This window comes from uncultured Chitinophaga sp. (assembly GCF_937898475.1).
GTDB lineage: Bacteria > Bacteroidota > Bacteroidia > Chitinophagales > Chitinophagaceae > Chitinophaga.
Genome location: NZ_CALEJS010000032.1, coordinates 146,119 through 158,751 on the forward strand (window position 1 = coordinate 146,119; position 12,633 = coordinate 158,751).

13 protein-coding genes are annotated in these 12,633 nt (G+C 48.7%); 5 read left to right on the forward strand and 8 right to left on the reverse strand.

The features are described 5' to 3' along the window. Positions 1-193: 193 nt before the first annotated feature. Positions 194-757 carry a L,D-transpeptidase gene (locus Q0577_RS20195; protein ID WP_298739499.1) on the forward strand — a complete coding sequence of 188 codons (564 nt, stop codon included), beginning with the start codon at positions 194-196 and terminating at the stop codon, positions 755-757. Here Q0577_RS20195 and Q0577_RS20200 read toward each other — a convergent pair whose 3' ends face one another. The 6 genes from Q0577_RS20200 to Q0577_RS20225 form a co-directional block, all read right to left on the reverse strand. After that, positions 758-1,705, reverse strand: coding sequence for an alpha/beta fold hydrolase (locus Q0577_RS20200; protein ID WP_298739501.1), 948 nt, complete (start codon positions 1,703-1,705; stop codon positions 758-760). A gap of 27 nt (positions 1,706-1,732) precedes the next feature. Next, positions 1,733-2,716 carry an LptF/LptG family permease gene (locus Q0577_RS20205; protein ID WP_298739503.1) on the reverse strand — a complete coding sequence of 328 codons (984 nt, stop codon included), beginning with the start codon at positions 2,714-2,716 and terminating at the stop codon, positions 1,733-1,735. A 94-nt stretch (positions 2,717-2,810) separates the two neighbouring features. Then, positions 2,811-4,724, reverse strand: coding sequence for an acetate--CoA ligase (acs, locus tag Q0577_RS20210; protein ID WP_298739505.1), 1,914 nt, complete (start codon positions 4,722-4,724; stop codon positions 2,811-2,813). A 38-nt stretch (positions 4,725-4,762) separates the two neighbouring features. Further along, positions 4,763-5,920 carry a hypothetical protein gene (locus Q0577_RS20215; protein ID WP_298739508.1) on the reverse strand — a complete coding sequence of 386 codons (1,158 nt, stop codon included), beginning with the start codon at positions 5,918-5,920 and terminating at the stop codon, positions 4,763-4,765. 136 nt (positions 5,921-6,056) lie between these two features. Further along, positions 6,057-6,602, reverse strand: a complete 546-nt coding sequence (locus Q0577_RS20220; RefSeq protein ID WP_298739510.1) for a hypothetical protein — start codon at positions 6,600-6,602, stop codon at positions 6,057-6,059. Positions 6,603-6,695: 93 nt separating this feature from the next. Continuing rightward, positions 6,696-6,989 carry a hypothetical protein gene (locus Q0577_RS20225; protein ID WP_298739512.1) on the reverse strand — a complete coding sequence of 98 codons (294 nt, stop codon included), beginning with the start codon at positions 6,987-6,989 and terminating at the stop codon, positions 6,696-6,698. A 415-nt stretch (positions 6,990-7,404) separates the two neighbouring features. Between Q0577_RS20225 and Q0577_RS20230 the strand changes: the two genes are divergently transcribed. Both Q0577_RS20230 and Q0577_RS20235 read left to right on the forward strand, forming a co-directional pair. Beyond that, a complete protein-coding gene (locus Q0577_RS20230; RefSeq protein ID WP_298739514.1) occupies positions 7,405-8,034 on the forward strand; it encodes a helix-turn-helix transcriptional regulator in 630 nt (209 codons plus the stop codon). A 230-nt stretch (positions 8,035-8,264) separates the two neighbouring features. After that, positions 8,265-8,795 carry a hypothetical protein gene (locus Q0577_RS20235; RefSeq protein ID WP_298739517.1) on the forward strand — a complete coding sequence of 177 codons (531 nt, stop codon included), beginning with the start codon at positions 8,265-8,267 and terminating at the stop codon, positions 8,793-8,795. Here the strand turns inward: Q0577_RS20235 and Q0577_RS20240 are convergent, their stop codons facing one another. After that, the gene (locus Q0577_RS20240) at positions 8,796-9,314 is read right to left on the reverse strand and encodes a 5'(3')-deoxyribonucleotidase (RefSeq protein ID WP_298739520.1); all 519 of its coding nucleotides are present in this window, start codon (positions 9,312-9,314) and stop codon (positions 8,796-8,798) included. It lies immediately after the preceding gene. A gap of 95 nt (positions 9,315-9,409) precedes the next feature. On the opposite strand from Q0577_RS20240, the gene Q0577_RS20245 reads away from it, so the two are divergent. Further along, entirely contained in the window at positions 9,410-10,156 is a 747-nt protein-coding gene (locus Q0577_RS20245; RefSeq protein WP_298739523.1) for a DeoR/GlpR family DNA-binding transcription regulator, read from the forward strand. Between the two features lie 34 nt (positions 10,157-10,190). Then, a complete protein-coding gene (locus tag Q0577_RS20250) occupies positions 10,191-11,420 on the forward strand; it encodes an MFS transporter (RefSeq protein WP_298739524.1) in 1,230 nt (409 codons plus the stop codon). Between the two features lie 88 nt (positions 11,421-11,508). Here the strand turns inward: Q0577_RS20250 and Q0577_RS20255 are convergent, their stop codons facing one another. Continuing rightward, positions 11,509-12,546, reverse strand: a complete 1,038-nt coding sequence (locus tag Q0577_RS20255; protein ID WP_298739526.1) for a hypothetical protein — start codon at positions 12,544-12,546, stop codon at positions 11,509-11,511. Between the last annotated feature and the right edge of the window lie 87 nt (positions 12,547-12,633).

Below are 12,633 nucleotides of genomic sequence, written 5' to 3' on the forward strand. Positions count from 1 at the left end.
TCCAAAATCCAGATTCCAAAAGCGAATACTAAAGGCGTCCCAAGTTCCGGTTCGGAATTTGGGACGCTTGTTTTATAGCAGGACATCCGTGCCACAACTTTGGAATTTGGTATTTGGAATTTGAAATTTGGTATTGTGTGCACAATAAACTCTTAAGACCTTCGTTATCATAGAGCTAAAAAACCCTTGTGAGATGCCGCGTTGTAGTTGGTTTAGTTTATTGCTGATATTATTGATACCCTTAAGCGGGTTTAATAATGAGAGCGGGTTGTACACCGTAAAACTGAGGCCGGATGATATTGATGCCGACAAAGTTTTCCTGCTGATAGATAAAAGCGATTACCGCTTATACCTGTATGAAGATGTAAAATTACGTAAGATCTATAAAGTGGTGTTCGGAAGCCGCAAGATGGCTGATAAGCTGATACAGGGCGACCGCCAGACACCGGAAGGCACTTTCCGCATCCAGGCTAAACGTTATGACGGGCGCTGGAGCAGGTTTATGTTGCTGGATTATCCTAATGAAGCTTCCTGGGCAAAATTCCATCAGCGCCAGCAGCAGGGTTTGATTGGTCCCAATGCTGATATTGGCGGAGGGATCGGTATCCATGGGGTTGAATATGCCTCCGGTATACGGGATGCTTATGTAGACAGCCGCATTAACTGGACACTGGGTTGTGTAAGCATGAAGAATGCGGATGTGAATGAGCTGTATGAGCTGCTTAAAATAGGAACGCCCGTGGTAATACGCCGCTGATCATGGCTGATGAAGGAAGGCATTAACTGCAGCCGTCCATTTCTCTGTTTCATTCCTGTAAAAAGACTGGTGCCCGGAGTGTTCAAACACTACGAGCTTTTTATTTGTGCTGCCCAGCTGGCGGAAGATGCTGTTGGTCTCATGTTCCATTACGCGGATATCGGTCCGTCCCCAGCAAAGCAGCACGGGCATATGCAGGTGCCTGGCATCATCCGCCGGCCTGAAGCCGGGGGCCCAGAAACCCTGTTCTATACCGCCCCAGAAAGTAATGATCTGGGCAAAGGGAGTGCCGGGCATGTGTACGGCCCACATGCGGCTTTTTACGGCATCTGTGAGGGTGGCAAAAGGCGCTTCCAGGATCACTTTATTGGGCTGCAGCTGGTACTGCGACACTGCTTTCAGGATAGCGGCGGCGCCCATGCTCATGCCCCAGAGTATGACCGGTGCTGTTGCGCGTTGACGTACATAATCATAAGCCAGCTTCACATCTTCCGCTTCCTTATAGCCCACACTGCAGGTATGGCCATCGCTGTTGCCATGTGCCCTGAAATCGAGCAGGAAGGTGTTATATCCCTGTTGGTGGAAATACAGGGCTTCGGGCAGTTTGGCCCCTTTGTTACTGCCGTAGCCGTGCAATAGTACCACGGTGCCTTTGGCCGTTTGGGCGGCAGGAATCCACCAGCCTTCCAGTTTCAGGCCATTGGCGGTTTTGAGACGCACGGTTTCATAGGCTACTTCCGGGAAGGCGCTGAGCACAGGTTTGGAAAGGTCTACACCAAACAATATGGTGCGGGTCTTTTCCCAGGTGCTCATTTGTTCGGGGCGTTTGTTGCGGTGCCCTGCATCATCATAAAAATGGGTGAATTTCCAGGCATGAAAAGCCAGGATGATGTTGAACAGCATCAGCAGCACCAGTATAATGCGGAGTGCGCGCTTCAGGTATCTCATAACTGATACAAAGGTAAGGACGACAGCTTAACGAATCCGTATCCGCCGCAGGGGTGTGCCCGGTTTAAGCGTGGTACGGATGAAGACATACATAATAACACAGGCAGCCAGCACGATCCAGACCGGGAGGAGATAAGCCACCCAGGAAGCAAAATTGTCTTTTTTTGCGGCATTCTCTATGCCCTCGCTGATCATCAGCAGGTATACAAAATAAACTACCGTGGTAAACAGCAGGAGCGCCCAAAGCGGGTAGCGGAGAAAACAGGCGCCCAGGAAAAGCCCCAGGGAGAAGAACAGCAGGAGGTAGATGGGTTGCTGAAAGCATCTCCAGCGCTGCTGCATATTGAGATCGATCTTGTTCTGTATGCGGTGCATCTCTTTCAGGAGCTCAAAGGTACCGGGTGGGTAAAAGCCATAACGGGGATCAGCCACATAATGCCAGTTTACTTCTTCGGCGCTGATGTTAAGTGCGGTCAGGGTGTCCAGCCAGGTAAGGCTGTTGGCCTGGTCCCTGGACATGTATTTACCCACAGTGTCTATCAGTTGTTTCCTGGGTACGGCCAGCTCCTGGTGCAGTGGTTTGGCTGCCGCATATAATGCAAAGAGGCCCAGGGTATCTGAGGGGGCGGCGGCATTGCGCAGCAGTTTAGCCTGCCGGAAGGACGCAGCCGGTTTGACAAAGGCCGTGAGCATAAAGGTGGTCAGCGCCATGGGCAGGAGAATGAGCAGAAAGCCGGGGAACAACCTGATGGGCTGCTGGTACCAGGACCTGGCCAATCCGCGGCCCGCAATGCCGGCTGCAAAGAAAGCCGCTGCATTCAGGCATGCGATGGCGGCGTACAGTAATATCAGCGCCAGTAATTTCAGCAGCCGGAGAAAAGACAGGTGCCGGGCAGCCGGCAGGAGGGTATAAATGCAGTAAGCGGAGTATAGTACTGTCAGTATCGCCAGCACGATAGCGAACGGCCGCAACCAGTAACGGGAAAATAATTGCCAGGTGTGTTTGTTCATAGGCGCTGGTAAAAATAAAAAAAGTTGACAGTTGCCGGTTGGCAATCGTTTTTACTGGCAACCGGTAACTGTCAACTGACAGCTGTGTACTTCCCTACAGCCTTCCGCGTTTGATCTCTTCCACCACTGCAGGATCCAGCAGGGTAGAGGTATCGCCCAGGTTGTCCAGCTCGCCTTCTGCTATTTTGCGCAGGATGCGGCGCATGATCTTACCGGAGCGTGTTTTTGGAAGGCCGCTTACAAACTGTATCTTATCGGGTTTGGCAATGGGCCCGATAATGCGGGACACGGTCTGTATAATATCTTTTTTTGTCAGTTCAGCATCGTGGGTGGCTTTTTCTGCGATCACATAGGCATAGATGCCCTGGCCTTTAATATCATGCGGGTAGCCTACTACTGCGCTTTCTACTACGCCGGCGTGCATGTTGATGGCGTTTTCCACTTCGGCGGTGCCGATACGGTGGCCGCTTACATTCAGCACATCGTCTACGCGTCCGGTAATGCGGTAGTAACCGTCTTCATCGCGCAGGCAACCATCGCCGGTAAAGTACAGGTTATCGTAGGTAGCGAAATAGGTTTTGCGGCAGCGTTCATGATCGCCATAGGTGGTACGCAGCATACCGGGCCAGGGAAACTTGATACAGAGGTTGCCGTTCACGCCATTGCCCTCAATCTCTTTCCCGTTCTCATCCACCAGTATGGGTTGTATGCCAGGTAAAGGCAGGGTGGCGTAGCCGGGTTTTTCTTTGGTGATACCGGCTATGGGAGTGATCATAATACCGCCGGTTTCTGTTTGCCACCAGGTATCTACGATCGGGCATTTATCTTTTCCGATCTGTGTTTTGAACCAGTGCCATGCTTCTTCGTTAATGGGTTCGCCTACACTGCCCAGTTTGCGGAGAGAGCTGAGGTCTTTATGATTTACCGGGCCCAGTCCGAAGCCCATCAGGCTGCGGATGGCGGTGGGAGCGGTGTACAGGATGTTGACCCTGAATTTATCCGTAATGTCCCAGAGGCGGCCGGCATCGGGCCAGGTAGGCACCCCTTCAAACATCAGGGTGGTGGCGCCTGCGCTCAGGGGGCCGTAGAGGATATAGCTATGCCCGGTGATCCAGCCGATGTCTGCGGTACAGAAGTACACTTCGCCGGGCTGGTACTGGAAAGTATTTACAAAAGTGTAGTTGGCATATACCATGTAGCCGCCGCAGGTGTGCACTACACCTTTTGGTTTGCCGGTACTGCCGGAGGTGTAGAGGATGAAGAGGGTATCTTCTGCATCCATTTCCTCTGCAGGGGCAGGCGGGTTGCCCTGGGTTTCCACTGCCTTGATCTCATCTTCCCACCATACATCGCGGCCTTTGAGCATGCTCACCGGGGTGCGGGTACGGGTGCAAACGATCACGCGTTTTACGCTGGGGCAGGCCATCAGGGCATCGTCTATCACCGCTTTGAGAGGAATGTCTTTATTACCGCGGAAAGCGCCGTCGCAGGTGATTACCAGGCTGCATTGCGCATCCTGTATCCTGTCTGCAATGGATTGTGCGCTGAAACCGCCGAATACTACGGAGTGGATGGCTCCCACCCGGGCGCAGGCCAGCACGGCAATAGCCAGTTCGGGGATCATGCCCATGTAGATGCAGACACGATCGCCTTTTTTAACGCCGTTATTCTTCAATACGTTGGCAAACTGGCATACCTTGTTATACAGTTCGCGATAGGTAAGGATGCGGTGGCGTTCTTCCGGATCGTTGGGTTCCCAGATAATAGCAGGAGTATTGCCTAGCGTACCCAGATGACGATCCAGGCAGTTTTCTGTGATATTCAGTTTACCGCCCTGGAACCATTTAATGTCAGGATCTTTAAAATTCCATTCCAGCACTTTATCCCATTGGCGGCGCCACATAAAGTTCTCTGCCACGTTGGCCCAGAAACCTTCCGGGTCTACTACGCTCTGGTGATAGGCTTGCTGATAGTCATCAAAACTGTTGATCTGATATGGGTAGGCCATAGCTGCTTTTTGTTTTTTGGTTACAACGGAGAGTAAATTTATTTTCTTTTCTCCATTTCTCCCAGCCGCTGCTGTACATATTTGAAAACTGCGGGATCTTCTTCCCTGCGGGCCGCCATCAGCAGGTAGCGGCGGTAATGGCGTTTGGCCGCGGCAGGATCGCTGAGATGCTCGTCATAGATACGGGCAATGCTATACTGGCGGAGCGGCTTGTGGAAGAGGTAGTAGGCGGTATCCAGGCAGGCGGTAGCTTTCCTATAGGCCTTCATATTTTCATAGTTGGCGCCCATGGCTGTGTAATAATCATCCAGGCTTCTGGATTTGGAAAGATCAATGCATTGCTGCAGCAACTCATTGCTGCGCGTATAGTCTTTCAATGCCGTACAGGCCATAGCGGCATAGTACATGGTAGCTTCTGTATTTAGTTGCTGTTGCGTCAGGAAATCATTTACGTATATGCATTCCTGGTATTGCCGGTTATAATAGCAGGCGGCAGCTACATATGTGTAGGCGGTGGCGGAGATCACTTTGAGGCGGATAAGACGCTGGCCCAGTGCGATGGCGCGGGGATAATCCTTTAAATAAAAAGCGTTCTTGATGCCGGGGATGATGACAGCGGTTTGCAGGGAATCAGTGGCCAGGTAGGGCTGCAGGATGCTGTCTGCCGCAGCATAGCGTTGCTGGGTCATCCACTCTTCTGCCAGGCGGGCCACTACTTTGGCGTCTGCGGGGTTGAGGGCATAGGCTTTTTGCAGGCAGGCAAAGCCGCTATCCTGCATACGGGCGGCAAAGTATGCAAAGCTGAGCTGCCTGTAATAAAGCGCCTGCTGCGGCCGCAGGCTGATCAGCTTTTGATAATGGGGGATGGCCTGTACAGGATTTTCCTGTTGCATGAAGATAGCCGCCAGGTATTGGTGCGCGGAAAGGTGCTGGCTGTCCAATTGCAGTATCTGCTGATAGGTTTGAATGGTTTCGGGCCATCTGCCCCATTGATAATATGCATAGCCCAGGAGTGCCAGCTGACTGGTATTGGCGGGGTTTACGCGGTTCTGCAGGTATGCGGCTGCCTGATCATATTGCTGATCCTGGAACCAGCTTACTACGAGGGCATTGTCTATACTATCTTTCTGCCGGGCTTTGGCAGGTGTAAAATAACAGGTGGTCAGTAGCAGGAATAAGAGTATAGGTTTGTACATGTTAAATCAGCTTTCCGCAAAACTAAGTATTTAGTTTATAAAAACGAAAAGTTTAGTTGGGGTGGTGGTGAGGGGAAAAAGAGAGGGCATCCCCCAGCTGGTGAATGCCCTCTCTTTTATTGGAGAAATAGAAATGTTATTTTATTATTCTCAGACCGTAGGAGTGGCTGTTAACGCCTTTACTGGTATAGAACTCTTCGTATTTAATGCTTTTGTTTCTATAGCAGAGATGGTCCCAAGTCATTGCAATGGTGCCTGAAGGGAAGTTTACGGTAACGGACAGGGTTGTATGCGCCGCATTGGTAAAGTCCCAGGTCAGGCTGCTCTGGCCGCCGTTATTATCCACATAAGTTCCTGTTTTGTCTGCTCTGAAAGTGATATACTCATTATCAAAGTTTTGTGTATTGGTGTTGGCGGTATTGCCTCTTTTGTAATACACGTTTGCATTACCGGTAACGCCTCTGATCTCCTGGATCTTCCAGCTGTTAGCTGTCAGGATCTCGGTGGTAACAGTAGTATCTACCGTTTTAATGGTATCTTTCACTGTAACGGTGTCGATCACTTTAATTGTATCCCGAACGGTGATAGTGTCATTTTCCTTTGTGCAGGAAACAAAGCCCACCTGCATGGTGGATAACGCAATGAATGTGGCGATGATGGAAAACCCGAAGAATTTTTTCATAGGTATATGTTCTTATTAAAACCGCTGCAAGGTAAAATTTTTTTGCAGCACTACCATATTCCTTTCGTGTTAACCAATATCCGGGTACAGTGTTCAGCGCTGCGGCTTCTTGCGATACTTATCCCCATGTTCCCAGAACTCGCGGAACACTTCATCCATTACGGCAACGATCTTTTCTTTTTCCGCGTTGCTGAGTGCAGGCACCATTTTACGGTTGGCTTCGGCGGGTTTATCAAACCCACGCATTTTGCGGTAAAAGGTAGGTACGCTCCAGGAACATTCTTCGCATACTTTTTCGCGGAAACGGATAGGAAGATTAACCAGGCTGGAGTGGATATCCTGCAGCATATTAACAGGCACCGGCGTTTGAGGTATTAACTTCTTCATGGTCTCAAGGTTTTTGGCTATTTGATGTCAGATAAATTACTGGGTGGTTTAATTAATAATACATCATGTTAAACGATAATTGCCTGCTTTAATGTCAGCAAATATATTGATAATGATCTGAATCGGAATGTTTTTTACTTATTATTTTATCATTCCGCCAATACGCTGCTGATCTGCGCTCCTGGCTGTTCTCAGGGAAATGTGAATTGTATTGTGGATAATTTGTATCGCAGCCTGACTGCCTGATATATAACAGGAGATTGATTTAGCAAAGAATACTGAATTGTGTTAATGATATTTTTCTTATTGTTGCGAAATTTTAATTCGCTGATTGAAATAGGAATTATTTATATTGTAATAATGATGTACTATGAAAAACTGACATAAACAATAAGTGTAAAAAATTTAGTTTACCATGCAGCACGGGTTAATCCACATGGGCCAGCGCTTAAAGCAAATCCTCAAACAGAGAAAAATAAAGATTGTTGACTTCGCAAGAATGGCAGGCTTCACCAACCAGATAGCACACTATCACCTCAGGAAAAGCGATATGAAAAGATCCACCCTGGAACGTTTCTGCGCGCTTGTAGGGATCAGTGCAGAAGAGTTTTACCAGTGGAACAATATGGTAGTGGTAAAAGGAGGTAAAGGCCAGGCAGCAACAACAGTAGCGCACCACGGGCAACGCTTTACAGAACTGATAGAGGAAAAGGGTCTGAACAAGAGCAAGCTGGCCAGACGTTTAGACATGAGCAGAAGAACCATGTACAACCTTTTTGAAAAACCATTGTTTGAGCCCGGCGAACTCGAGGCAGTAACAAAAGCGCTGGAGATCACAGCAGCCGCTTTTCTGCATCCTGACACGGTAGAGGATGTACGAACTTCAGATTCTGATGAACTGCTGGCACTGCGGGAAAAGTATTACCGCCTGCTGGAAGATTACAACCAGTTGTTAAAACAACACAACGCACTAAAAGAAACACTGGATGCTTTCAAGAAGGATATTGTACTACTGCGTAAGCAAAGCCGTTCCAAAAAAGTTTAAGCACAACCACTGTACTTCGCTTCCAATGTTAACCACCTCTTAAACATTTATATTCTGTATACAAAAATGTAATGACCTGAATTTTTATAGGAACCATAACAACGATATTGATCTTAAGAGGATTGATACAATACATTAATTGCTGTAAGTAACAATTTTTGTTTAGGTTTGTGTAGCCCAGGAATGCTTTTGATATCTGGCCACTCATCCTGATCCAAAAATTGTTAATTATGTCAATCACCCCGCAGTTTCCGGAAACATGGTTTATATCTATGGCGGTCATGGGAAGGCCCAACCTGTTGACACGGCCGCGCTATTCTGCCATCATTGCCCGTCATCTGAACGCCGCGCATGAAGAGCAGCAAATCATTATCAGGAGCCATTTGTTATTGCCAGACCAGGTAATGCTGCTGGTACAACCATTTAAGATGCCGCTCACCTTATGGATGCAGGACTTTGTAAAGGATACGGCCATAGAACTTTGCGAAAGCCTTAAAGCTGACCAGCAGGACGAAAGGAAGGAATGGTTTGAATGTTTTGTGAACCGCCACAATAACGGCTATGATGTATTATGGCGTAATATAGAGCACCTGCCCGTTGGATCAAGGGGAGAATATGAAGCTTTCGAAGCCAGGATGCTCACCGCACCTGTTAAAGCAGGGTTTGTGAGCAACCCGGATTATTACCCCTACACCTGGTTCAACAACCGTGCGGGCGTGATGTACTCTCCACCTGTTTTCGAGGAGGATGAGCAGGATTAGTTATAATAACAGCTCACCTACTTCTTCCCAGGTGTTCACCCTTTTGAAACCCTCTACGTTCACGTTATGCGGAGCGGTAAACAATAGGGGTTGCCCTTTGAAGGTGCTCAGGTTCTTGATATGATCGTCGATCATATAATCTGCATCCACAATATTCTTATATCCGCAGAAAACGATGTTATGCCAGCTGATGAAGGGGAAATACTCTTCCAGCCAGGCCAGTTTTTCAGAAAGCGACTGCGGAAATTCCATGGCCGCTGAAACAATGTATACTTCATGTCTGTCGTGCAGGGCCTTGATCACTTCCTGGGCGCCGGGAATAACCGGTTTTGTTCTGAAAAAGCCCGGTGTGTACAGAAACTGACGAACTACGCCTTCCAGGGGGAAACCGGTGGTTTCTGGTTTTCCCAGCAGGCTTGCTTTCTCTACCTTAACACCGTAACGTGCTGCATACCAGTCTATATAATGCTGTGTGCTGTCTGCCATCACACCATCCATGTCTATTGCAATTCTTGCCATATCTTGCTGTTTTGTGCAAAATTATGCATTTAGTCTCGATAATCATAGTAGAATATTGCAAATAATTACATAATATTGCAGAAAATAGCAAGAACATGTTGAAAGAAGAGCGCCTGGATTATATATTAAAGAAACTGCAGACAGATCAGAAGGTATTACAGACAGAATTAAGCAATGATCTGCAGGTTTCTGAGGATACGGTACGCCGCGACCTGGAAGTGCTGGCGCAAAACGGCCTGCTGATCAAGGTAAGAGGTGGCGCTATTCCTCATTCTCCCCATCCTTATTCTTTTAAAGACCGGATAGGCTTACATGAAGATGATAAACGCACCATTGCAGGCAAGGCTTTGTCATTCCTGCATGACGGGCAGACGGTTATTATGGACGGCGGTACATCTACCTATACGCTGGTAAAAATGTTCCCGCCCCAGCTGCGGATTACGGTGATCACCAACAGTGTGCCCATTGCCATGCAGCTGATGGAGCACCCATCTGCAGAAGTGATCCTTACCGGTGGACGGGTGTTTAAGAATTCGCAGATCACTTCGGGCCTGGATACCATCCGGATGTTTGAAAGGGTAAGGGCAGATATCTGCTTCCTGGGCATCTGCAGCCTGCATCCGGAGGCGGGGGTTACCAATATAGACCTGGCAGAATCGGAATTGAAATATGCCATGGTGCAGGCAGGCAGCCGGGTAATGGCGCTGGCCACCAGTGATAAGATGGGCACTGCAGAAGCATTTAAGGTATGTGAGCTGTCAGAACTGGATACTATTATTACCGACCGCCTGGAGCCGGAATTAATAGCGCCCTACCAGAAGTTGGGTATTAAAGTGATATAAATATAACATGTTGCAATCTTTATCAATTGATGCTATGTCTTCAAAAAGAGTGGCTCGTATTGCGGTAAGCTCCCTGTTTTTTTTAACTGGGCTATGTTTTTCCAGCTGGGCATCGCGCATACCCGCTATACAGCAGTCGCTGCACCTTAGCGAAGGCGGCCTTGGCGGTGTGTTGCTGGCGCTTCCCATCGGTTCAATGATATCCATGCCCGTGGCCGGATACCTGGTGAGCCGTTTCGGCAGCAAACAGGTGGTGCTGGTAGCCGGTATTTTCTATGCAGTAGTGCTACCGGTACTGGGCCTGGTAGCAACACCCTGGCAATTGTTTGCAGTGCTGATGCTGTTTGGCTTTACCGGTAACCTGGCCAACATAGCGGTAAATACGCAGGCCGTAGCGGTAGAGGAAATGTATGGCAGATCAGTAATGGCTTCCTTTCATGGACTTTGGAGCCTGGCCGGTTTTACAGGGGCTGCCATAGGGGCGCTGATGGCCGGGCAGGAAATACTGCCTTACCAGCATTTCCTGCTGATCACTGTAATGGGCGTATTGATTGTTGTATTAAGCGGCAGACATATTGTTCCGCATAAAGAAGCGGCGCTGAAGAAAGCAACGATGTCTATATGGGAGCGGGCAATAAGACGTGCTAAAAAATTTGTGAAAAGATGGAGGAACCCTGCATTGCTTGCGCGCGTGCGTTATATCTGGGCAAAGAGGAAACTGCGTATCCTGTGGCCACTGATCATACTGGGTGTAATTGCTTTCTGCTCTATGATCTGTGAAGGTACCATGTTTGACTGGAGCGGGGTGTATTTCAAGAAAGTGATCAAGGCGCCGGATGGTATGGCGGGTATAGGTTATGCGGCCTTTATGAGTACAATGGCTTCTTTCCGCTTTATAGCCGACTGGCTTACTACCCGTCTGGGTTCCAGGAGGGTTTTACAGCTCAGTGGCGCCTTAACGGCATCCGGCCTGCTGATAGCAGTACTGCTGCCATATTTTGCCACTGCCATATTCGGCTTTCTGCTGGTGGGAGCGGGCGTATCTTCGGTGGTGCCACTGGTGTACAGCGCTGCGGGAAAATCAAAATCAATGTCTGCAGGCATGGCGCTGGCTGCCGTATCTACCATCGGTTACCTGGGCTTTTTGGTAGGGCCGCCGCTGATCGGGTTTGTGGCGCAGGCGTCCAACTTAAGCATTTCTTTCTCCATTATTGCACTGATGGGTACCTGTATTGCTGTTATGGGCAGCAGGGTAAAAGCATAAAAAACGAGTTTGTTCAGCCATATAATAATAAAAACAGAAAGTCCCGGTAAGTTCTTACCGGGACTTTCTTTATTAAAAGCGGTTGCCTTTATTTTCTTACGTATTCAGACCGCTCGTCCGGCTCATTCTCCAGCACCAGTTTTGTGCTGCTCAGTTCAACTACAGGAATGATCAGCACGTCATAATTAGGCTCACCATCGTCATAATCATATACCACTGTCAGCTTTTTGGTGGTTGCATTGTAAGACCAGCCGCCTGCATCCGTCCAGTTCTCATCATTGGTAATGTAGGACGGATTGTTACAGGGTGTGCGCGCCAGCGAAAGATACATGTACTTTTCAGAAAAATAAGATTCAAACCTGCCATTATCAGCAAAGGTGACTTCGCTTGTCACCACCTGGTTAATATACTGGGCTACGCTAATGCAATTGGTAAAGTTGGGGGAGCAGGCTGCAAGCGTATCCGCGGAGCAAGCATACTGGTTAAATGAGCTGTCTGCCTTGTAGGGATCCCGCCATTCGCCGTCCCTTTGTTCGCGGCTTAGCCTCCAGCTGCCAAGGATGGCCGTTCCGCTTTCATCTGTTCCGGCGGCAATAACGGTTACGCAGGCTTTGATAAAATTGCTTAGGCGGTTCTCAGCATCATAAGCCGCATATTCCAGGCAGAAAGTACCGGGTTTTATATTGGCGGGCAGTACAATAACGATGGCCGAATCTGCATTACTGCCGGTTATTCTGGACAGACCGGAGCTTGTGCGGGGCTTTTTACGGCCGGAGACGGGCTTGGAATAATCCACCTTGAAATAAGAATCAGCCCCGGTGATCTGTACATAGTAACCGGAAACCTCGCCGGATGCTACTTCGGGGATGATCACGGCATAACGTCCGCTGATCGCCATGATGGTCTGGTTGTTGGAAGAGGCTGCCAATACGGGAGCTTCCGTAACTGGCGTGAGCGGAATTGCTCCGGTAATGTTGGTGCCGTGAAACACTTTTACGGCGGCAGTCAGCGCCTTGGCATCAGCCGGGTCAATCTGTACACCGGGAGTCTCTTGGTTGTCTTTGTCTTTCTTGCAGGCATAAAGGGTTATACCGGCGGTTAACAGGAACAGAAAGATTTTTTTCATAGATATCAGGTTATTAAAAATAAAATTTACGGCGCAAAGGTAAGGGTTTACATGTCTATTTATACTAATGCTTTATGTGGTGAATAC